The sequence below is a fragment of the Neorhizobium sp. NPDC001467 genome, assembly GCF_050275975.1.
Taxonomy (GTDB): Bacteria; Pseudomonadota; Alphaproteobacteria; order Rhizobiales; family Rhizobiaceae; genus Neorhizobium.
Window position 1 is genome coordinate 321,079 of the sequence record NZ_JBNNPS010000003.1, and the last position, 20,693, is coordinate 341,771.

Below are 20,693 nucleotides of genomic sequence, written 5' to 3' on the forward strand. Positions count from 1 at the left end.
AGGCTGCGTTGCCGCGCTATCCGGTCTCTTTTAGGCGCCGAGCGTCGATCTGGTTCGTTGAACCCGACAAGGTTGTGGCTGCCTGCACCGTCGTCTTTCAGCAAGTGGGTGGGGCATATCGCAGAGACACCGATCCTTGATGGTCAAACGGCTACAGCGGGCGATGAAGGGCCTTGGCGCGCGTCGGTCCTGACAAGATCCGTTTTTACCGGTCGTCTTTCGTCACCGACATTTCCCCGAAAATGCGGGCGATTTCGTTTTGCATGGTCGGTTCCGGCGTGGCACCGGTGACGCGCGAGAAGCCGGGATCGCGGCGCGGCAGGGAGCTCGCTGGTGCGGGCGGCACAGCCGGACCGATGGGCGGAGCGACATTGCCAGCTGCCAGATTGCTTGCCATTTCCTCTTCGAGAATACGCTCGAAATCGGACCCGAGTGGTTTTTCCTGAGTGCTCTGCGCGGCTGCGGGGCGCGGGGCGGTGATAGGGGACGACGTCTGGACAGGCGGCGCTGAAGGGCGCTGGCCCGGCGTCGGAACGGGAAACGTCACCGGGGCCGGATCCACTGATACGACCGGCGCCGTTTCGGGTTGGGCCTGCTGGAAAACCCGTCCGCGTGCGGCCTCGAGCAGATCGACTGCGTTGTCGACAGAGGCCGGCTCAGACGTCCGGCGCTGCGCATTGAGCGAGACCTGCAGCGCCGGTCTCGCGGGTTCGTCAATGGAAATCGGCGGAGCCGGCATGCTCTTCGTGATAGGCGAGGGGGCCGCATCGGGTTCGCCGGCGTTCAGGGTGTCGACCGCCGTAAAGGCGGTTGCTATCGGCCTCGGCGTGGTCGAGGCCGCCATGCCGCTGCGTGGTTCCATGCGCGAAAGCTCGACGTCAGGTGCGGAGGCGGCCGCAGGTGCCACAGGTTCCATTTGGGTCGGCCGTGGCTCGGCCTGCGGCGTGATATTGACGGTCAGCGGCGCGACGGGGATGGAGAGCGGCTCCGATCGTCTTGGCACCGCAGCTTCGGCTGCGGCAGTCTGCGGCGGCCGCGTCCTTTCAATTTCGGCAATGACCGGTGAAGGCTTGGACGACGGATCTGCTGTGCCGACAGGCTTCCTGGAGGCGGTGGTCTCGGCCTGAACCCAGGCGAAAGTCTCGTTGCCGGCCGGCTGATCCTGCGCGCGCTGCCGGTCGCGGACGTCGACCTCTGCCTCCCGGGCCCGCTGGCCGCGTCCGTCCGCAAGCGGACGATCCTTGACGGGGCTTTGCTGGACCAGGCCTTCCTCGACCTGTGTTTCTTGGGCGTCAGCTGGTTCTTTGCGAACGCCGTCCTGCGGGGAGGGCGAGGAAAGGGCTGTGGGACGGGATGCCAGAGCCGGCGGCGCTTGGCTGTCGGCAACCGCCGCCGGTTCCGGCGCAGACACGGTTTTCATCAGCGTGTGATAGGGAGGGCTGCGGCCATCGACGATGCTGCTTTCGATGACGATATCGGTCGGGCCGCCGATCATGATCAGATGTTCGACATCGTCACGGCGCACCAGGACGAGGCGGCGGCGGGTATCGACGGCGGCGGCATCGAGAACCTGCAGACGCGGCTGGCGATTCTTGCCGCCGCGCAGGAAAGGCGAGGGGCCGCCGCGGCCGCGCATCAGCCAGAGCACCAGGATCAAGCAGAGCAGACCTGCGGCAACACCCGCCATGGCAATGGTCAGGTTGCTGCCATAGGCACCCAGCATCTCGTCTAGCATAAGCCCACTCCTCAAGCATATCGACGGCCGCCCATGAGGCCGGCCCGTGTCAGCATCGTGACGCGACACCTATCGCAGGCGGATGCGTCATCGTAGAACCATGGGACAGGAATATGGTTCGAATGCAATGATCGGCAATCGCATCCCTTCGATCTTCAACGGGTTTCTGCGCTTTGCGTGCTTTTTGCCGGTGCTGCAAATTGCTAAGAAGGACCATCGACCGATTCCGATCCGCGCCGGCTGTCCGGGCGCGGCCTTGTGGGCGACATGTGAGGGTGAATGACGAAGATGCAGCAGAGCGGCCTGAATGACGCGCCGCTGGTCGAACACGGAGCGCGCGGTGGAACCGTGATCCGGCTGCTCGTCCTTGCCGTGGTTCTGATCGCGGTGGCGATTTCCTTCGTTGTCTTCAAGGAAGCGCTCGACAGCGAGCTGGTGCTGGGAGTGCTCGGCATTCTTGCCATGGTCGGGATCTTCTTTCTCGTGTCTTCGGTGATCGGTCTCGTCGAAGTCATGCCGCAGTCGCGGTCCGACGATCTGGCCCGCGGTTTTCTTGGCGCGCATCCGGACGGTATTCTGATTACCGACGCGAAGGGCCGCATCATCTATGCCAATGCTGCCTATGGCCGGCTGACCGGGGCAACGAGCGCCGCCCAGGCGCAATCGCTTGAAACGCTTCTGTCCAAGAATCGCGAATCGACGGAGGCGCTCTATCGTTTGACGGCGGCCCTGCGCGAGGGCCGCGAGGGTCATGAGGAGTTCCGGCTGCTCAAGCCGCTCGGACGGGCGGGCAATAACGGGTCCGGCGCGCACTGGTATCGGCTCAAGGCGCGGCTTCTTGCCAATGGCGCCTCGCGAAAGCCGCTGGATATCTGGCAGATCACCGACATCACTTCGGAACGCGACGACCAGGAGCGTTTCTTCCGGGAATTGCAGAACGCCATCGATTATCTAGACCACGCGCCGGCGGGCTTTTTCTCGGCCGGCCGCAAGGGCGAAATTTTCTACCTCAACGCGACTCTGGCCGAATGGTTGGGCTACGACCTCACCAAGTTCGTGCCCCGCTCGCTGACCATGACCGATCTTGTGGCCGGCGAAGGCATGGCGCTGATTCAGTCCGTGCAGGCGACGCCGGGCCAGACGCGCACGGAAACGCTGGACCTCGATCTGCGCCGTGCCAATGGCCAGAGCTTGCCGGCCCGTCTCGTGCACAGCGTCACGACCACGCGTGACGGCGCGCCGGGCGAAAGCCGTACCATCGTGCTGGCGCGGCCCAAGGGCGAAGCGGCCGACTTGTCGTCGTCTGCCATGCGCTTTACCCGGTTCTTCAACAACACGCCGATGGCGATCGCCTCCGTCGACGGCAACGGCAAGATCCTGCGTGTCAACGCGCCGTTCCTCAAACTTTTTTCCGGCGTCGTCTCGCGCGACGAGGCCGAGGCGGGGGCACCGCTCGAAACCATCTTCAACGAGGCGGTACGGCCGCAGCTTGCCCATGCGCTGGCCGAGGCCAAGGACCGCCAGAGCGATATCGCGCCACTGGAAAGCCGCCATCCGGGCGACGAGAACCGTTATGTGCGCTTCTTCGTCAATGCCGTGATCGACGAGAGCGACGAGGCGCCGGAAGAGCTGGCGATCGTCTACGCCTTCGAGACGACCGAGCAGAAGGCGCTCGAAACGCAGATGGCGCAGACGCAGAAGATGAATGCCGTCGGTACGTTGGCGGGCGGTATTGCCCACGATTTCAACAACGTGCTGACCGCAATCCTTCTGTCCTCCGACCACCTGCTTCTGCAGGCACGCCCGGCCGATGCCAGCTTTGCGGACCTGATGGAAATCAAGCGCAATGCCAACCGCGCCGCCGTGCTGGTGCGCCAGTTGCTCGCCTTCTCGCGCAAGCAGACGATGCGGCCGAGCGTGCTCAACCTGACCGATGTCGTCGGCGACCTGCGCATGCTCGTGGACCGGCTGATTTCCGGCACCAATGTCAAGCTCGACGTCGATTACGGCCGCGATCTCTGGCCGGTCCGCACCGATCTTTCGCAGTTCGAACAGGTGCTGATCAATCTGTGCGTCAATGCCCGAGACGCCATGCCGGAAGGCGGCCGCATCACCATTCGTACCCGCAACGTCACCGCCGACGAAGGCCGCACCTATGCCGGCGCCGACCTGCCGGAAGAAGATATGGTCATGGTGGAAGTGGCCGATAACGGCACCGGCATTCCGCCTGAGATCATGGACAAGATTTTTGAACCCTTCTTCACCACCAAGGAAGTGGGCAAGGGAACCGGTCTCGGCCTGTCCATGGTTTATGGCATCGTCAAGCAGTCGGGCGGTTACATCCATCCCGAATCGGAAGTCGGCAAGGGGACGACCTTCCGAATCTTCCTGCCGCGCCATATTCCGGAGCCCGTCGTTGCACCCGCGGCTGGTGACCCCTCAGCCGCAGGCGAGGCGACCGTTGTCGTCGAAGCACCGAAGGCCGATGCGGTGTCCGCCAATGCGGATGTCGATCTGACCGGCAATTCCGCCGTCGTTCTTCTTGTGGAGGACGAGGAGGCGGTACGGCGGGGCGGCAAGCGCATGCTGGAAACCCGTGGCTATACCGTGCACGAGGCCGGCTCGGGCGTTGAGGCGCTCGACATCATGGAAGAGCTTGAAGGAAAGGTCGATGTGGTCGTTTCCGACGTCGTGATGCCGGAAATGGACGGCCCGACCCTGCTGCGCGAATTGCGCAAGAACTATCCGGATCTAAAATTCATCTTCGTGTCCGGCTATGCGGAAGACGCCTTCGCCAGGAACCTTCCGGCTGATGCGAAATTTGGTTTCCTGCCCAAACCGTTCTCGCTGAAGCAGTTGGCCGTAACAGTGCGCGAGATGCTGGACCGGCAGGACTGAGCAGCGCACGCGAATCATCTGTCGAATTGGCTGAGAGCGGGGGGGCGGGTGCCGCGCGGCCGGATCGATCTCGCGATGCACGCGACTCGCTATATGGTTGAGAACATTAACGGAACGCAGGACTGAAAGAGCATTTGAGGCAATTGCATCGTGCCTTCTTGTCAAATGAGAACAAAAAGAGTACGAATGAGCCCTCGGTTACAAGATTGATTGCGTGGCGGCGATAACCTAAAGGGTTGGTTCAAATGGCTCAGAATTCTTTGCGGTTGGTAGAGGAAAAATCGGTGGATAAAAGCAAGGCGCTGGAAGCGGCACTCTCCCAGATCGAGCGATCTTTCGGCAAGGGCTCGATCATGAAGCTCGGCTCGAACGACAGCATCGTCGAGATCGAGACCGTATCGACCGGTTCGCTCAGCCTCGACATCGCGCTCGGCATTGGCGGCCTGCCGAAGGGTCGTATCATTGAAATCTACGGACCGGAAAGCTCAGGTAAGACGACGCTGGCGCTGCAGACCATTGCCGAAGCCCAGAAGAAGGGCGGCATCTGCGCCTTCGTCGATGCCGAACACGCACTGGATCCGGTCTATGCCCGCAAGCTCGGCGTCGATCTGCAGAACCTGCTGATTTCGCAGCCGGATACCGGCGAACAGGCGCTCGAAATTACCGACACGCTGGTGCGCTCCGGCGCCGTCGACGTTCTTGTCGTCGACTCGGTCGCAGCTTTGACGCCGCGCGCCGAAATCGAAGGCGACATGGGCGACAGCCTGCCGGGTCTTCAGGCCCGTCTGATGAGCCAGGCGCTGCGCAAGCTGACCGCCTCGATCTCCAAGTCGAACTGCATGGTCATCTTCATCAACCAGATCCGCATGAAGATCGGCGTCATGTTCGGTTCGCCCGAAACCACGACCGGCGGTAACGCGCTGAAATTCTACGCCTCCGTCCGTCTCGACATCCGGCGTATCGGCCAGGTCAAGGAGCGCGAGGAAGTCGTCGGCAACCAGACGCGCGTCAAGGTCGTCAAGAACAAGATGGCGCCGCCCTTCAAGCAGGTGGAATTTGACATCATGTATGGCGAAGGCGTCTCGAAGACCGGCGAGCTGATCGATCTCGGCGTCAAAGCCGGCATTGTCGAGAAATCCGGTGCCTGGTTCTCCTATAACAGCCAGCGTCTGGGGCAGGGCCGTGAGAACGCCAAAACCTTCCTGCGTGATAACCCGGAGCTTGCCAACGAGATCGAACTGTCGCTGCGGCAGAATGCCGGCCTGATCGCCGACCGCTTCCTGCAGAATGGCGGTCCGGATGCCAATGACGGCGATGATGCCGGCGATGCGTGACGGAGCGTGGCCCGTCCTGTGACGGGCTTGCCCTAAAGTTTGAGAAAACCGGCCGCCATCGCCCGATGCGCGGCCGGTTTGCTTTTGAGCGGCTGGACAGGGATGGGTGTGAGCGATAAAAGCCGGTGGTTTCTGGTGATATGAACCGCCTCGGGGGCGGAAACAAAGGGCGTAGCATGAGCGGCGTGAATGAAATCCGGTCGACCTTCCTCGACTATTTTGGAAAGAACGGCCACGAGATCGTATCGTCGAGCCCGCTGGTGCCGCGCAACGACCCGACCCTGATGTTCACCAATGCCGGCATGGTGCAGTTCAAGAACGTCTTTACCGGACTTGAGACACGTCCTTATTCTCGCGCGACCACGGCGCAGAAATGCGTGCGCGCCGGCGGAAAGCACAACGATCTCGACAATGTCGGCTACACCGCCCGTCACCACACCTTCTTCGAAATGCTCGGCAATTTTTCCTTTGGCGATTATTTCAAGGAAAACGCCATTGAGCTCGCCTGGAACCTGATCACACGGGAATTCGGAATCGATGCCAAGCGTCTGCTGGTTACTGTCTACCATACCGATGACGAGGCGTTCGATCTCTGGAAGAAGATCGCCGGCCTGACCGACGACCGGATCATCCGTATTCCGACCAGCGACAATTTCTGGGCGATGGGCGATACCGGCCCCTGCGGCCCGTGCTCTGAAATCTTCTATGATCACGGCGACCATATCTGGGGTGGCCCTCCCGGCTCGCCGGAAGAGGATGGCGACCGGTTCATCGAGATCTGGAACCTCGTCTTCATGCAGTATGAGCAGGTGACGAAGGAGCAGCGCATCGATCTGCCGCGTCCGTCGATCGACACGGGCATGGGCCTCGAGCGTGTGGCCGCCCTTCTGCAGGGCAAGCACGACAATTACGACATCGACCTGTTCCGCGCGCTGATCGCCGCTTCGGAAGAAGCAACCGGTGTGAAGGCCGAGGGCGAGCGTCGCGCCAGCCACCGCGTCATCGCGGACCATCTGCGGTCGGCATCGTTCCTGATTGCCGACGGCGTTCTGCCGTCGAACGAAGGTCGCGGCTACGTTCTGCGCCGCATCATGCGCCGCGCCATGCGCCATGCCGAACTCTTGGGCGCCCGCGAGCCGCTGATGTACAAGCTGCTGCCGGCTCTGGTCGCACAGATGGGTCGCGCCTATCCGGAACTGGTGCGCGCCGAAGCTCTGATCTCCGAAACGCTCAAGCTGGAAGAAAACCGCTTCCGCAAGACGCTGGAGCGCGGCCTCAACCTGCTGTCCGATGCCACCAATACGATGGGCAAGGGTGACATGCTGGACGGCGAAACCGCCTTCAAGCTTTATGATACCTATGGTTTCCCGCTCGACCTGACGCAGGATGCTTTGCGCGCGCGCGAAATCGGTGTGGATATTGCCGGCTTTACCGATGCGATGGAGCGCCAGAAGGCGGAAGCCCGTTCGCACTGGCAGGGTTCGGGTGACAAGGCCACTGAAACCATCTGGTTCGAACTCAAGGAAAAGCTCGGCGCCACCGAATTCCTCGGGTATGATACGGAAACCGCCGAAGGCGTCGTTCTGGCAATAGTGGCTGACGGCAAGACGGTCGAAACTGCCAAGGCTGGCGATACGGTGCAGGTCATCGTCAACCAGACGCCGTTCTACGGTGAATCCGGCGGTCAGATGGGCGATACCGGCATCATCCGCGGCGAAGGTTTTGCCATCGAGGTGAGCGACACCCAGAAGAAGGGTGCCGGCCTGTTCGCGCATGCCGCCGTCGTCACAGAAGGCGAGATCAAGGTCGGCGAGCCGGTAGCGCTCACCGTCGATCATGCCCGCCGTTCGCGCCTGCGCGCCAACCACTCGGCAACCCACCTTCTGCACGAAGCGCTGCGCGAAGTGCTCGGCACCCACGTCGCCCAAAAGGGCTCACTGGTCGCTCCCGAACGCCTGCGTTTCGACGTCTCGCATCCGAAGCCGATTTCCGCCGAAGAACTGCAGCGCGTCGAGGATATGGCCAATGCCATCATCCTGCAGACCGCGCCCGTCACCACCCGCCTGATGAGCGTCGATGACGCGATTGCCGAGGGCGCCATGGCTCTGTTCGGCGAAAAGTACGGCGATGAAGTGCGCGTTGTCTCCATGGGCACGGGCATCGAAGGTGCCAAGGCCGGCAAGCCGTATTCCGTCGAACTCTGCGGCGGTACGCATGTGGGCAATACCGGCGAGATCGGCCTCGTCCGCGTTCTCTCCGATAGCCCGGTCGGTGCCGGCGTCCGCCGTATCGAAGCCGTCACGGCGGAAGGTGCACGCGCCTATCTGGCCGAACAGGACGAGCGCATGAGGGCGCTGTCCGGCGTTCTGAAGGTTCAGCCGGCGGATGTCCTCTCTCGCGTCGAAACGCTGATGGACGAGCGCCGCAAGCTCGAAAAGGAACTGGCCGATGCCAAGCGCCGCCTCGCCATGGGCGGTGGCGGTTCAGGCGATGCTGCCACTGATGTCCGCGAAGTGTCGGGCGTAAAATTCATGGGCAAGACGCTCAACGGCATTGATGCCAAGGACCTGAAGGGCCTGGCCGACGAAGGCAAGGCAACGCTCGGTTCGGGCGTCGTCACGCTGATCGGCGTGTCGGAAGATGGCAAGGCAAGCGCCGTCGTCGCCGTCACCGAGGATCTGGTCGGCCGTTTCAGCGCTGTCGACCTGGTGCGCATCGCCTCAGCCGCGCTCGGCGGCAAGGGCGGCGGTGGGCGGCCGGACATGGCGCAAGCTGGTGGCCCGGACGGTGCCAGGGCCGAGGAGGCACTCGAGGCCGTGGCGGCAGCGCTCGGCGCCTGAGATCGAAGCGGGCCGCAAGGCCCGCTTTTTCGCTTCAAGAGGGTTTTTCGATGGGCGTGAACGCCGAGATTGCCGACGAACTGGAACAGTCGACGGAAGGGCTTGCTCCGGCACTCTTCAGGAATGCGCCCGACTCGGTGTCGTTCAACAAGATGCGCAAGCGTCTGCTGCGTCAGGTCCGACAGGCGCTGGCCGACTTTGACATGCTGAAAGGCCAGAAGCGTTGGCTGGTTGGCCTATCGGGCGGCAAGGACTCTTACTCGTTGCTGGCCATCCTGCTCGACCTGCAATGGCGTGGCCTTCTGCCGGTGGAACTGGTGGCCTGCAATCTCGATCAGGGCCAGCCGAATTTCCCCAAACATGTTCTGCCGGATTATCTCGCCGCGATTGGGGTCAGACACCGGATCGAATATCGCGACACCTATTCCGTCGTGAAGGAAAAGGTGCCGCAGGGTGCCACCTATTGTTCGCTCTGTTCACGCCTGCGCCGCGGCAATCTTTATCGCGTCGCGCGCGAGGAAGGCTGTGACGCGCTCGTGCTCGGACATCATCGCGACGACATTCTTGAAACCTTCTTCATGAATTTTTTCCACGGCGGCCGTCTCGCCGCCATGCCGGCAAAGCTTCTGAACGACGAAGGCGACGTGATGGTGCTGCGCCCGCTTGCCTATTGCGCCGAGGACGATCTTTCCAAGTTTGCCGCCGCCATGCAGTTCCCGATCATCCCCTGCGATCTCTGCGGCTCGCAGGACGGCCTTGAGCGCAATGCGATGAAGGCGATGCTGGCCGGCATCGAGCAGCGCATGCCGGGACGCAAGGATACGATGCTGCGGGCACTCTCGCACGTGAATCCGTCGCATCTTCTCGATACCGGACTTTTCGATTTCAGCAATCTGATGGCCGCCGAAAGGAAATGATCTTGTCCGAAATACCCGTCGATATCCCTGCTCTTGCCGATCTTCTGCGCCGTGCCGCCAAGAGCGAAATCCTGCCGCGCTTCCGCCGTCTGGGCGGAGACGACGTGCGCGCGAAAAGCGAGCCGACGGATCTGGTGACGGAGGCGGACGAGGCCGCTGAACGGATGATGAAGCGCGAGATGGCGCAGCTTGCCCCGAACGCCTTGTTCATCGGCGAGGAGTCGGTGGCTGCCGACCTGGCGCTTCTCGGCAAGTTGAAGGACGCCGAACTCTCCGTGATCGTCGATCCGGTCGATGGCACCTTCAATTTCGCCTCAGGCATTCCAGCCTTCGGCGTGATGGCTTCGGTCGTATGGAAAGGCGAGACCGTCGCCGGCATTATCTACGACCCCATGGGCGACGATTGGGTGATGGCGGAAAAAGGAGCGGGGGCTTTCCTGCGCCGCGCGGATGGTGACGCCGTTCGCCTCCATGTCTCTGAGCCGAAACCGATCGACGCGATGATCGGCATGGCCTCTGCCGGTTATTTCTTCGGTGAACAGCGGGAGCAGGTTCTGGCCAATCTCGCCAAGGTTCGCTTCTTCGCAAATTACCGTTGCGCCGCCCATGAATACCGCACCTTTGCCGGCGGTCATGTGCAGTTCATGATCTACAACAAGCTTATGCCCTGGGATCATCTTGCCGGCGCGCTGATCGCCACCGAAGCCGGCGGCCATGTTCGGCGGCTGGACGGCTCGCTTTACGAGCCGCACCAGTTCGATGGCGGCCTTCTGGTGGCGACCGATCCCGACAGCTGGCAGACCCTGCACGACGAGATTTTTGGCGCAGCGATCTGATTGCCGAAGTTTTTTGCTGTTAGCGAACCGGGCTTCCCACATGCGGGAGGCCCGGTTTTTCATTGCCGGCACCGGAAAACCGCTGGCCATATCAGGTCCGTATCTCGATGGTTGGGCTGGTCAGACTGCGCCGTAGGTCAGGCAGGTGCTAGCTCCGCGGTGACATAGTCCACCAGCGGCACGGACCGAATCGGGTGAAGCTATGCGAAAGCCCTTTATGTCAGGAGAAGTCGATGCAGAATATCGAGGCAATCCTTGTCGATCCTATCTTTACGGCAAGGGTCGACCGGGAATGGGAAAAGATCAACAACGACTTTGCCGCCGCTTATGAAGCCATGCCGGTCAAGCATATGGCACGTACGGAATTGTCGTTTCATGCCCATATCAAGCTGCTCGCCTATCTCTGCCTTGCTGCCAATGACGTCAAAGGCGATGTGGTCGAAATCGGCGTCTGGAAGGGTAAGTCGCTGGCGCTGATGCAGCGGGTGTCCAACCAGTCGACAAAGATGATCGGCATCGACCCGTTCGAACTGCGCGGCCAAGTGCAGGAAGTCAAGTATTTCCATGAGGTTCTTTATCCGACCTGCTTCCTGATCCAGGGCTATTCACAGAATGCCGTGGCGCGCACCGTGCAGATCTCGAAAAGCTTCAAGCTACTCCACATCGATGGCGGCCATTTGACCCAGCACGTCTGGGCGGATTTTCTGCTGTACGAGCGTTTCGTCGTGCCCGGCGGTTATATCGTTTTCGACGATTACGGCGATGTCACCCATTCCCCGGAGGTCGGGCCGGCCGTCGACCAGTTGCGTGAACACGGCCTGTTTGCCGGATATGACGTGATCGGCGTGCTGCCTGGTTACGCCAACAGTTATGTTCTGAGGAAAAAGGAAACTGCCTGAGGAGACGACCCTTTGGCAAAAAAAAGCCGGCCCGCCGATGAGGCGGGCCGGCTTTTCATAAGTGGAACATCTCCCGTGCTGTGGGGATCACACCCGCGGATTATGCGGTTGGAACAGCTTTCCGCGCTCCGCAATCAACACGAAGACGAGGCCGATGAGCGACACGGTGAAGAAACCGGCGACCATCGGCAGGGCCGTGCCGTTGAAGGATTGCCCGATCACCGCGCCGATCAAGGCGCCACCGATCGTGCCCATGAACCCGAGCACCGACGAGGCGGTACCCGCGACATGGCCAAGCTGCTCCATGGCAAGCGAGTTGAAGTTCGAGCCGATCCACCCGAACTGGAACATCGAAAGCGCGAACAGCGTCAGGAACAGCGCAAACGGCATGGGCTGCGGGCCGAATATCTGTATCAGCAGCCAGACGAAGGTGACCGCAATGAAGCCGAGCAGCGAGCCATGGGAGAGCTTGCGCATGCCGAACCGGCCGACCAGACGGGCATTGAGAAAAGACGACAGCGACATGAAGACGGCGACGGCCGCGAACGCGACCGGGAACCACACGCCCAGGCCATAGATCTGGTTATAAACCTGTTCGGCCGAATTGATGAAACCGAACAGAGCGCCAAAGATGAACGTGCTGGCGATTGTGTAGCAAAGCGAAACGCGGTTGGTCAGAACGATGCGGAAGCCGGTAAGAACGGATGATACCGTGAAGGGGCGAACATCCTGCGCATGCAGGGTTTCCGGCAGGCGCTTGTACATCCAGAAAACCACGGCAAGGGCGCTGAGCGCCATGAACACAAAGATCAGGTGCCAGTCACCGAACAGCAGGATGATCTGACCCGTGCCCGGCGCAATGACCGGCACGACCATGAAGACCATCATGATCAGCGACATCACCTCGGCCATGGCGCGACCGCCGTAGACGTCGCGGACGATCGAGATGGTGATGACGCGGGTTGCTGCCGAGCCAATCCCCTGAATGAAGCGCAGCACCAGAAGGGCCGCGAAGGAAGGCACCGCAATAAGGCCGACGACCGCCAGCGACGACAGGATATAGATTGTCAGCCCGACAATGATGGGCTTGCGCCGGCCGAAGCGGTCGGAAATCGGTCCGTAGATCAGCTGTGCCAGACCGAATCCGAAAAGGTAGGCAGAGACGACATACTGGCGATGGTTCTCGTTGAGAACATCCAGAGACGCGCCGATCTGCTGCAGGCCGGGAAGCATGATGTCGATGGCGAGGGCATTAAGCGCCATCAGCATGGCCATCAGGGCGATGAATTCGGCCTTGCTCATGCCCTGAAGGCGTTCGGGCGTGGAGGGGGAAGGTTGGGTCACAGCTTTTCCTAAACAACGTGAAAGGCGCCGTGGATGCGGCGCCTTCGATAAAAGCGATTGCAAAGCCCGGTCGGGCGCGCCCTGCAAGATCAGGCGGCGCGCACCGCGATCCCTTGTTCCTGCAACTGCGTCTGCAGTTCGCCGGACTGAAACATTTCACGCACGATGTCGCAGCCGCCGAGGAACTCGCCCTTCACATAGAGCTGCGGAATGGTCGGCCAGTTGGAATAATCCTTGATCCCCTGACGCAGGTCGCCATCGGCCAGAACATCAATCCCCTTATAGTCGAGACCAAGGTAGTCCAATATCTGCACGACCTGACCCGAGAACCCACATTGCGGGAACTGCGGGGTGCCCTTCATGAAGAGGACCACATCGTTGGTCTTCACTTCATTGTCGATGAAATCGTTGATTCCGCTCATAGTTCATATCCTTTCACACGCGGGTTCAAGGGCCGCGGCGCCTATAGTTAGCCCTAGATAGCAAGCTCATCGCCGGATTTCCAGCGAGAAGCATGTAGGTGCATGTAATTTGCAGGCCGATGCCGGTTGAACCCCCGCGTTGCATGCTGCGTCTCGCTGTGGTGCAGCGGCGACCGATCTGCTTGCGGGCTTGGCAGGCTTGCTGGTCTTCCGGCAGTGGAAACGCCCGGTAGTGGCCGAACGTGCAGCAGCCCCGGCCTGCCGCTTCCGGCGCATGGACGCCGTGCGGCCATGCGATCTGCCCGGCAGGTCCTCGATGACACTTTCGACCACACCCGATACGAGTTCCCCGATCAGGTTGGCCATGAGATCACTTCGGTGCCGAGGTTTGTAAGGCCAGCGCATGCAGCACGCCGCCCATGTTGCCCTTCAGCGCCTCATAGACCATCTGGTGTTGCTGAACGCGCGACTTGCCGCGAAACGCTTCCGCCACCACTTCGGCAGCGTAATGGTCGCCATCGCCGGCAAGATCACGGATGGTGACGGTTGAACCGGGAATTCCGGCTTTGATCATGTCCTCGATATCGCCTGGGCGCATGGGCATGCAGTTCAATCCTTTCGTCTGGCGGCAAGCACGCCGCGATTGCCACAGATTGCCTTAAAGGAACGCTGTGGTCAAAGCGTCAGCATTGCTTTCCTCAGGCAAGGATCGCTTCAACGATGACGGTTCGAGAATGTCCAAAAGCGCTGCAGCAGCCTGCCCGGCCAGCCGCTGAGACCATCCCAGACCCGCATGTGAAAGCTGCTCTTGAGCATCCATGCGCTGCTGAGCAGAAGGCCCATATAGGCAACCAGCTCGGAAATCTCCTCCAACGACCGGAAATAAAATCCCTCGAAGACTTCGCCGGCAACCATCAGCGCAGCGACGAAGGCGAGGGGCCATGAGAAGGCCGGATGGACCATCCTCATCAGGGCTGTCCTGCCGGTACGATAGAGAATCGCAAGATGGATCGCCAGCAGCGCCACGCAAATAAGCGGCACCAGCCGATGTGCGACGCGAGGGACACAGCCCAACGCGATCTCGGGACGGCAGGTCGGAATTTCCCGGACGAAGAAGGCGAGACACAGGATTGCGGTCGTTGCCGCAACGAACCGGCCGGCCGGCCGAAGCCGGACGGCTGCAAGCGCGGCCAAGAGCGTGGCGACGCACAGGGCCGCAACCTGCATTGATTCGAGCAGGCCGTTTTCGCCAGACACCGCGTCTTCGCTGGCGCCAAGGGCGCGGAGTGTGATGATACCGACAACGGCAAGCGTCAGTCCCGTTACAAAGGTGTCGAGGATAATGCGGGGATAGGGCCAGACCTGTTCGGGATGCCAAACGAAAAGCGAGATCTGCTTCAAAACGTCTTTGAACATAGTGGCTGCCGCAGGTTTCAGACCGGCAAGGGCCAAGGGCCGGCCGTCGTCAAACGGTAATCTTGCACAAATGAAAAAGACGCCGCGACAGGCATGCCGCAGCGTCGTCTCATTCGTCTTAGGCTCGGATCAGGGCGACCGCAAGCATTGTGACAATATTATGAAGGCTCGTGCCTTCGTCACTTCATGAACTGCGGGAACCAGGCTTCATGCGCTGAATGGAGAGCGCTGACGCCGACGTCGATAATATCGTCGATCACGACCGCATCGCCGCCGACCGTGCCGAGCGCCCGGAAGGGAACGCGCGCGCCTTCGGCATTGGCCTGCAGGAAGTCCGCAAGATCTGCAGGAACGGCCAGAACGTAACGGGCCTGATCCTCACCGAACAGAAGCGCATGAGCGGGGCCCTTGCCATCCTTCAGGCTAACGGTCAGACCGAGGCCGGAAGCCATTGCCATTTCTGCCAGGGCCAGCGCGAGCCCACCCGACGAGATATCGTGGCAGGCGCTGACCTGACCGTTGCGGATGGCAGAGCGAACGAAATCACCGTGTCGGCGCTCTGCATCGAGATCGACCTCCGGCGCCGGGCCTTCGGTCGAGCCGAGGATATCGCGAAGATAGATGGACGAGCCTAGGTGGCTGCCGTCAAGGCCGATCATGACCAGCTTGTCACCGTCTTTCGCACCGCCGATCCTGGCCATCTTCGACCAGTCGGGCAGGAGACCGACACCGGCAATCGTCGGGGTCGGCAGGATGGCGACGCCGTTGGTCTCGTTATAGAGCGACACGTTGCCGGAAACGATCGGGAAATCCAGCGCCTTGCAGGCTTCGCCGATGCCCTTGATGGCGCCGACCAGCTGGCCCATGATTTCGGGCTTTTCCGGGTTGCCGAAGTTGAGGTTGTCGGTCGCGGCCAGCGGCTCGGCACCAGTGGCTGTGATGTTGCGCCAGCATTCTGCAACTGCCTGCTTGCCGCCTTCGAAAGGATCGGCCTCGACATAACGCGGGGTCACGTCGGAAGAAAATGCAAGCGCCTTGGTGGCATGGCCTTCGACACGCACGACGCCGGCATCGCCACCCGGATGCTGCAGCGAATTGCCCTGGATGAACGTGTCATATTGTTCGTAGACCCAGCGGCGGCTGGACTGATTGGGCGAGCCGACCAGCTTCAGCAGTGCATCATTGTAGTCGCTGGGTGCCTGGACCTCGGACGCGGGCAGGGCGGCGCGCTTGACCGATTCTACCCACGGACGATCGTATTCCGGAGCCTCGTCCCCGAGTTCCTTGATCGGCAGGTTCGCTACTTCCTCGCCCTGGTGAATGACGCGGAAACGGAGGTCGTCGGTGGTCTTGCCGACGATGGCAAAATCCAGACCCCATTTGACGAAGATCGCCTTGGCAACCTCTTCCTTGGACGGTTCGAGAACCATGAGCATGCGCTCCTGGCTTTCCGACAGCATCATTTCATAGGCCGTCATGCGGTCTTCGCGCACCGGCACGGTGTCGAGCTGAAGCTCAATGCCGAGGTCACCCTTGGCGCCCATCTCGACGGCCGAGCAGGTGAGACCGGCAGCACCCATGTCCTGGATGGCAATGACGGCGCCGGTCTGCATCAGTTCAAGGCAGGCTTCCAGCAGGCATTTTTCGGTAAAGGGGTCGCCGACCTGAACGGTGGGACGCTTTTCCTCGATCGATTCGTCGAATTCGGCCGATGCCATCGTGGCGCCGCCGACGCCGTCGCGACCGGTCTTGGCGCCAAGATAGACAACCGGCAGGCCAACCCCCTTGGCTTCGGAGAGGAAGATGCCGTCAGCCTTGGCAAGGCCCGCTGCAAAGGCGTTGACGAGGATGTTGCCGTTATAGCGTTCATCGAACTCGACTTCGCCGCCGACCGTGGGAACGCCGAAGGAGTTGCCGTAACCGCCGACACCGGCGACGACGCCGGAGACGAGATGCTTGGTCTTCGGATGATCGGGTGCACCAAAACGAAGCGCGTTCATGGCCGCGATCGGGCGGGCGCCCATGGTAAAGACGTCGCGCAGAATGCCGCCGACGCCCGTTGCCGCCCCTTGATAGGGCTCGATATAGGACGGGTGGTTGTGGCTCTCCATCTTGAAGACGACAACATCGCCGTCATCGATATCTACGACACCGGCATTTTCGCCCGGGCCCTGAACGACGCGCGGGCCCTTGGTCGGCAGCGTCCGCAGCCATTTCTTCGAGGATTTGTAGGAGCAGTGCTCGTTCCACATGGCGGAAAAGATGCCGAGCTCGGTGAAAGTAGGCTCGCGACCGATAAGGTCGAGGATCCGCTGGTATTCGTCGGCCTTAAGGCCATGGGATGCAATGAGTTCGGGCGTGATCGGGCGGCTGTTCGAAATCGTCATGGTCTTCCCTGATGGCGAGGGCTCTGAATTTGGGGTCTCTTTAGCGTAGATACGAAAAGGGCGCGACAGGAAAATACCTGTCGCGCCCGTGTATCCCATTGCCTGACGCCGTATCGGCGCGTGGCTTTAAGCGGTCAGAACTTGTAGCCGACCATAACGCCGGCGCGGGTGAGACCATTGTTCGGTTCGCCGCAGAGATTGGCATGGCTGGAATGCTCGATCTGGCCGACAATGCGCCATTTCGGATCGAGGTTCACGCCGACCGCGGCATATTCGTGAAACAACGTGTGGCAGCCAAGCTTGGGACCGCGCGTACCGTCATAGTCCAGATCGCCATTGTTGAGCGAGCCACCGAAACCGGCTTCGAGGAAGAGGAAGTCCGTTACGTTGGCAGTCCAGGAGAAGCCCGCATAGATCTGCGAGGCTTCTCCGGCCGTGGCGACGTCGGCGCCGACGTGGACACGCGGACGAACGAGCTTTTCAAAGCCCTGCGCTTCGTCATGGTTCCATGGGTCGAAGAAGACCATGCCTGTGACGAAGGCGCCTCGCTCGTCATTGTTCGTCGTCTTGTCCGAGGCAACCAACGCACCGAAACGAACTTCATCGAAGATGGGCTTCGGCGCTGCCGTTTCCATGTCTGCCGCGACCGTGGCGGATGCGGAAATCATCAGAGCGCTGGCTGCGATGAAAGAAAGAAGGGATGTCGACATCGCAGTTGTTTTCATTGTCCGCTTTGCACCTTTTGGAAGCCGACCGCCGCGGTCATGCTTTATCAGTGCGCAGACCATAGGCCGCTGAATTGCGATGACGCAACCGAAAAAATGGCAGGATTGTGCAGGCCGTGAAAATGGTGTGGCAGGTGTTGCAGGATGAGGACGCTTGAGACGCTATCAGCCGACAGAAGCAGGTAAATGCCGGAAACCTATGCGCTGCGCCAGGGCATCTGACGGACGCCGGACACGTGCCGGCTCAGCAACCCGTGCCGCCACCCGCCCACCGCAACACGTCGGATTTGATTCGCGGCGCTGCCGGTCCCTGCATCAGCGGACCGAAGGCATCGAGCCGTGCGGGATTGCCCTCCGCCTGAACGACCAGAAGCGGGCGCGATTCGGGACTGTGACGGGGTACGGCAAGAATGCGCGGACGACCGGAGAAAGAGTTCAGTTCCGGTGCCAGGCGATAGTCTCGGAAAGCCGGGTCGTTGGATTTGAACCAGCAGGTATTGGCCGCCACCGCAACCCGTTCCATCATGGGCAGCGCGGCGCGATGCGGCGAGGCGGCCGGCTGTTTGGTCGATTGGCATCCCGCAAGGGCGGCCGTCACAACGAGAAGAATGCCGCAACCGGCATGGGGGCGAAAGCGGCGCATTCTGGTTCTCCCGCCAGGATTTTCGATCAGGCTGCGATAACGTCGAGGGCGGATGCGAAAATGCCACGACCATCCTTGCCGCCGTGAGCCTGTTCGATCAGGTTTTCGGGGTGAGGCATCATGCCAAGAACATTGCCGCGGGCGTTGATGATACCAGCAATGTCGCTCAGCGAGCCGTTCGGGTTGCTGCCTTGGGCATATTTGAACACGATCTGGCCGTTGCCCTCGAGCGAGGCCAGCGTCTCGGCATCGGCGAAATAGTTGCCATCATGATGGGCGACCGGGCAGCGGATGATCTGGCCCTTCTCGTAGGTACGGGTGAAATCCGTCTCCGCATTGACGACTTCGAGCTTCACTTCCTTGGACACGAAGAGAAGCGACGAGTTGCGCATGAGCGCACCCGGCAGAAGCTGGGCTTCTACCAGGATCTGGAACCCGTTGCAGACGCCGAGAACCTTGACGCCCTTTTCGGCCTTCTCGCGGATCGCCTGCATGACCGGCATGCGGGCAGCGATTGCGCCGCAACGCAGGTAGTCGCCGTATGAAAAACCGCCCGGAATGACGATCAGGTCGATGTCATCGGCGATTTCAGTTTCCGTCTGCCAGATGGTGACAGGCTCATGACCGGAAATCTTGGTGAGTGCGGCGATCATGTCGCGGTCGCGATTGAGGCCGGGAAGCTGGACGACAGCGGACTTCATGAGTGTGGTTCAAACCTTGCCTGGGCCTCGGAGAGCTCGCGCAGCTCGAGGCGGGTTTCGATACGGTCGAGGCGATTTTCGATGTGGCCAACCGTCACGCGAAGATTATTTATGTCTCCTTGCATGACGTGGATTTGTCCGCGCAGCGTCATATGGTCCGCGCGCAATTCACTGATAGCCACATCGACCTTGTCGAAGCGCTGATGAAGCTTCTTCAGCAATTCATACATAAGCTCACTGCTGATTTCGGCCATCACCGCCTCCGCAACCGTCAGTCGATTGCGATAGTATAGTTCTCGATCACCGTGTTTGCCAGAAGCTTGTCGCACATGGCTTTGAGGTCAGCTTCAGCCTTGGCCTTGTCGCCTTCCAGTTCCAGATCAAAAACCTTGCCCTGACGGACTTGGCCGACGCCGGAAAAGCCGAGACTGCCGAGCGCGCCTTCGATGGCCTTGCCCTGCGGATCGAGAACACCGTTCTTCAATGTGACGGTTACCCGTGCCTTGATCACTTGATCGCTCCTGATTACTGGACGAGAACCGGACCCGTGCCACGGATCGGTTCGTTTTCATTGATGATGCCGAGGCGGCGGGCCACTTCGGAATAGGCTTCGACCAGACCGCCGAGATCCTGACGGAAACGGTCCTTGTCCATCTTTTCGCGGGTCTCGATATCCCACAGACGGCAGCTGTCCGGCGAGATCTCGTCGGCGAGAATGATGCGCATCATGTCGCCCTCGAACAGCCGGCCGCATTCGATCTTGAAGTCGACAAGCTGGATGCCGACGCCCAGAAAAAGACCGGAGAGGAAATCGTTGACGCGAATGGCGAGCGCCATCACGTCGTCCAGTTCGGCCGGATTTGCCCAGCCGAAAGCCGTGATGTGTTCTTCCGAGACCATCGGGTCGTTGAGCTGGTCCGACTTGTAATAGAACTCGATGATCGAGCGCGGCAGCACGGTGCCTTCCTCAATGCCGAGACGCGTCGACAGCGACCCGGCCGCCACGTTGCGTACGACGATCTCGAGCGGGATCATCTCGACTTCCTTGATCAACTGCTCGCGCATGTTGAGGCGGCGGATGAAATGGGTCGGAATGCCGATCTTGTTGAGATGCGTGAACAAGTATTCGGAAATACGGTTGTTCAGCACGCCCTTGCCGTCGATGACATCATGCTTCTTCTTGTTGAAGGCGGTGGCATCATCCTTGAAGAACTGGATCAGCGTGCCCGGTTCGGGGCCTTCATACAGGATCTTGGCCTTGCCTTCGTAAATACGGCGGCGACGGTTCATTCGATTTGTCTCGTTGTTGGCGCGCTCACGTGGGCGCGATGGAAACTCTTGAAGCGGTCCCTTAACGGAAAAGTACGGCTTTCACAATGCGGGCGGCAAACTTCTCAACCGTCGTGGAGCGCTGGCACGAATGGACGAATGCATTTGGCTTTCCCGCCGCTGATGACGCTGTCGTCCGGCTTGTCGTCAGGGCAGTTGTCTTATGTGGCGCCCGCCGCGTTGCATCGAGCGCTAGAACCGCAAATGCGACGGTCATCCGGCGGGGCGCAGGTTCACGTGTTTGGAGCTGCAGATCGCCTTGGTACA

General features: G+C 60.9%; 19 protein-coding genes. 7 read left to right on the forward strand and 12 right to left on the reverse strand.

Features of this window, described 5'->3' with window-relative positions:
* Positions 1-205: 205 nt before the first annotated feature.
* Entirely contained in the window at positions 206-1,735 is a 1,530-nt protein-coding gene (locus ACQKKX_RS09970) for a hypothetical protein (protein WP_427570504.1), read from the reverse strand.
* Positions 1,736-1,862: 127 nt separating this feature from the next.
* On the opposite strand from ACQKKX_RS09970, the gene ACQKKX_RS09975 reads away from it, so the two are divergent.
* The 7 genes from ACQKKX_RS09975 (at position 1,863) to ACQKKX_RS10005 (ending at position 11,459) form a co-directional block, all read left to right on the forward strand.
* Positions 1,863-2,018, forward strand: a complete 156-nt coding sequence (locus tag ACQKKX_RS09975; protein WP_427570505.1) for a hypothetical protein — start codon at positions 1,863-1,865, stop codon at positions 2,016-2,018.
* The gene (cckA, locus tag ACQKKX_RS09980) at positions 2,015-4,633 is read left to right on the forward strand and encodes a cell cycle histidine kinase CckA (protein WP_427570506.1); all 2,619 of its coding nucleotides are present in this window, start codon (positions 2,015-2,017) and stop codon (positions 4,631-4,633) included. Before ACQKKX_RS09975 ends, cckA begins: the two co-directional genes overlap by 4 nt.
* 245 nt (positions 4,634-4,878) lie before the next feature.
* Entirely contained in the window at positions 4,879-5,967 is a 1,089-nt protein-coding gene (gene recA, locus ACQKKX_RS09985; protein ID WP_427570507.1) for a recombinase RecA, read from the forward strand.
* A 176-nt stretch (positions 5,968-6,143) separates the two neighbouring features.
* The gene (alaS, locus tag ACQKKX_RS09990) at positions 6,144-8,807 is read left to right on the forward strand and encodes an alanine--tRNA ligase (protein WP_427570508.1); all 2,664 of its coding nucleotides are present in this window, start codon (positions 6,144-6,146) and stop codon (positions 8,805-8,807) included.
* A gap of 50 nt (positions 8,808-8,857) precedes the next feature.
* Complete coding sequence (gene ttcA / locus ACQKKX_RS09995) at positions 8,858-9,724, forward strand: tRNA 2-thiocytidine(32) synthetase TtcA (protein ID WP_427570509.1); 867 nt, start codon at positions 8,858-8,860, stop codon at positions 9,722-9,724.
* Positions 9,725-9,735: 11 nt separating this feature from the next.
* Positions 9,736-10,560: an inositol monophosphatase family protein gene (locus ACQKKX_RS10000; RefSeq protein WP_427570622.1), complete on the forward strand. Its 825-nt coding sequence runs from the start codon at positions 9,736-9,738 to the stop codon at positions 10,558-10,560.
* Positions 10,561-10,793: 233 nt separating this feature from the next.
* Entirely contained in the window at positions 10,794-11,459 is a 666-nt protein-coding gene (locus ACQKKX_RS10005; RefSeq protein ID WP_427570511.1) for a class I SAM-dependent methyltransferase, read from the forward strand.
* Between the two features lie 87 nt (positions 11,460-11,546).
* Here ACQKKX_RS10005 and ACQKKX_RS10010 read toward each other — a convergent pair whose 3' ends face one another.
* From ACQKKX_RS10010 to purC, 11 genes are all read right to left on the reverse strand, one after another.
* On the reverse strand, positions 11,547-12,761 hold the full coding sequence (locus ACQKKX_RS10010) for a multidrug effflux MFS transporter (protein WP_427570623.1): 1,215 nt from the start codon (positions 12,759-12,761) through the stop codon (positions 11,547-11,549).
* A 131-nt stretch (positions 12,762-12,892) separates the two neighbouring features.
* Complete coding sequence (gene grxD, locus ACQKKX_RS10015; RefSeq protein WP_427570512.1) at positions 12,893-13,225, reverse strand: Grx4 family monothiol glutaredoxin; 333 nt, start codon at positions 13,223-13,225, stop codon at positions 12,893-12,895.
* A 370-nt stretch (positions 13,226-13,595) separates the two neighbouring features.
* Positions 13,596-13,829 (reverse strand): BolA/IbaG family iron-sulfur metabolism protein, encoded by a 234-nt coding sequence (locus tag ACQKKX_RS10020; protein WP_427570514.1) that lies wholly within the window; start codon positions 13,827-13,829, stop codon positions 13,596-13,598.
* Between the two features lie 110 nt (positions 13,830-13,939).
* Positions 13,940-14,641, reverse strand: a complete 702-nt coding sequence (locus ACQKKX_RS10025; RefSeq protein ID WP_427570515.1) for a hypothetical protein — start codon at positions 14,639-14,641, stop codon at positions 13,940-13,942.
* A gap of 179 nt (positions 14,642-14,820) precedes the next feature.
* Complete coding sequence (gene purL, locus ACQKKX_RS10030) at positions 14,821-17,028, reverse strand: phosphoribosylformylglycinamidine synthase subunit PurL (protein ID WP_427570516.1); 2,208 nt, start codon at positions 17,026-17,028, stop codon at positions 14,821-14,823.
* 134 nt (positions 17,029-17,162) lie between these two features.
* Positions 17,163-17,738, reverse strand: a complete 576-nt coding sequence (locus ACQKKX_RS10035; protein ID WP_427570517.1) for an acyloxyacyl hydrolase — start codon at positions 17,736-17,738, stop codon at positions 17,163-17,165.
* Between the two features lie 259 nt (positions 17,739-17,997).
* Positions 17,998-18,396, reverse strand: a complete 399-nt coding sequence (locus tag ACQKKX_RS10040) for a hypothetical protein (RefSeq protein ID WP_427570518.1) — start codon at positions 18,394-18,396, stop codon at positions 17,998-18,000.
* A 26-nt stretch (positions 18,397-18,422) separates the two neighbouring features.
* Positions 18,423-19,097: a phosphoribosylformylglycinamidine synthase subunit PurQ gene (gene purQ / locus ACQKKX_RS10045; RefSeq protein WP_427570519.1), complete on the reverse strand. Its 675-nt coding sequence runs from the start codon at positions 19,095-19,097 to the stop codon at positions 18,423-18,425.
* Entirely contained in the window at positions 19,094-19,351 is a 258-nt protein-coding gene (locus tag ACQKKX_RS10050) for a hypothetical protein (protein ID WP_427570521.1), read from the reverse strand. The genes purQ and ACQKKX_RS10050 overlap by 4 nt, the downstream gene beginning before the upstream one ends.
* 17 nt (positions 19,352-19,368) lie before the next feature.
* Positions 19,369-19,608 carry a phosphoribosylformylglycinamidine synthase subunit PurS gene (purS, locus tag ACQKKX_RS10055; RefSeq protein ID WP_112733336.1) on the reverse strand — a complete coding sequence of 80 codons (240 nt, stop codon included), beginning with the start codon at positions 19,606-19,608 and terminating at the stop codon, positions 19,369-19,371.
* Positions 19,609-19,622: 14 nt separating this feature from the next.
* Positions 19,623-20,387 carry a phosphoribosylaminoimidazolesuccinocarboxamide synthase gene (gene purC, locus ACQKKX_RS10060; protein ID WP_427570523.1) on the reverse strand — a complete coding sequence of 255 codons (765 nt, stop codon included), beginning with the start codon at positions 20,385-20,387 and terminating at the stop codon, positions 19,623-19,625.
* Positions 20,388-20,693: the final 306 nt, after the last annotated feature.

What these genes read in the sequence shown, in the direction of transcription:
- ACQKKX_RS09970 (WP_427570504.1), bottom strand. Translation starts at nt 1,735, where the DNA reads ATGCTAGACGAGATGCTGGGTGCCTATGGCAGCAACCTGACCATTGCC.
- ACQKKX_RS09975 (WP_427570505.1), top strand. Translation starts at nt 1,863, where the DNA reads ATGATCGGCAATCGCATCCCTTCGATCTTCAACGGGTTTCTGCGCTTT.
- cckA (WP_427570506.1), top strand. Translation starts at nt 2,015, where the DNA reads ATGACGAAGATGCAGCAGAGCGGCCTGAATGACGCGCCGCTGGTCGAA.
- recA (WP_427570507.1), top strand. Translation starts at nt 4,879, where the DNA reads ATGGCTCAGAATTCTTTGCGGTTGGTAGAGGAAAAATCGGTGGATAAA.
- alaS (WP_427570508.1), top strand. Translation starts at nt 6,144, where the DNA reads ATGAGCGGCGTGAATGAAATCCGGTCGACCTTCCTCGACTATTTTGGA.
- ttcA (WP_427570509.1), top strand. Translation starts at nt 8,858, where the DNA reads ATGGGCGTGAACGCCGAGATTGCCGACGAACTGGAACAGTCGACGGAA.
- ACQKKX_RS10005 (WP_427570511.1), top strand. Translation starts at nt 10,794, where the DNA reads ATGCAGAATATCGAGGCAATCCTTGTCGATCCTATCTTTACGGCAAGG.
- ACQKKX_RS10010 (WP_427570623.1), bottom strand. Translation starts at nt 12,761, where the DNA reads ATGAGCAAGGCCGAATTCATCGCCCTGATGGCCATGCTGATGGCGCTT.
- grxD (WP_427570512.1), bottom strand. Translation starts at nt 13,225, where the DNA reads ATGAGCGGAATCAACGATTTCATCGACAATGAAGTGAAGACCAACGAT.
- ACQKKX_RS10020 (WP_427570514.1), bottom strand. Translation starts at nt 13,829, where the DNA reads ATGCCCATGCGCCCAGGCGATATCGAGGACATGATCAAAGCCGGAATT.
- ACQKKX_RS10025 (WP_427570515.1), bottom strand. Translation starts at nt 14,641, where the DNA reads ATGTTCAAAGACGTTTTGAAGCAGATCTCGCTTTTCGTTTGGCATCCC.
- purL (WP_427570516.1), bottom strand. Translation starts at nt 17,028, where the DNA reads ATGACGATTTCGAACAGCCGCCCGATCACGCCCGAACTCATTGCATCC.
- ACQKKX_RS10035 (WP_427570517.1), bottom strand. Translation starts at nt 17,738, where the DNA reads ATGTCGACATCCCTTCTTTCTTTCATCGCAGCCAGCGCTCTGATGATT.
- ACQKKX_RS10040 (WP_427570518.1), bottom strand. Translation starts at nt 18,396, where the DNA reads ATGCGCCGCTTTCGCCCCCATGCCGGTTGCGGCATTCTTCTCGTTGTG.
- purQ (WP_427570519.1), bottom strand. Translation starts at nt 19,097, where the DNA reads ATGAAGTCCGCTGTCGTCCAGCTTCCCGGCCTCAATCGCGACCGCGAC.
- ACQKKX_RS10050 (WP_427570521.1), bottom strand. Translation starts at nt 19,351, where the DNA reads ATGGCCGAAATCAGCAGTGAGCTTATGTATGAATTGCTGAAGAAGCTT.
- purC (WP_427570523.1), bottom strand. Translation starts at nt 20,387, where the DNA reads ATGAACCGTCGCCGCCGTATTTACGAAGGCAAGGCCAAGATCCTGTAT.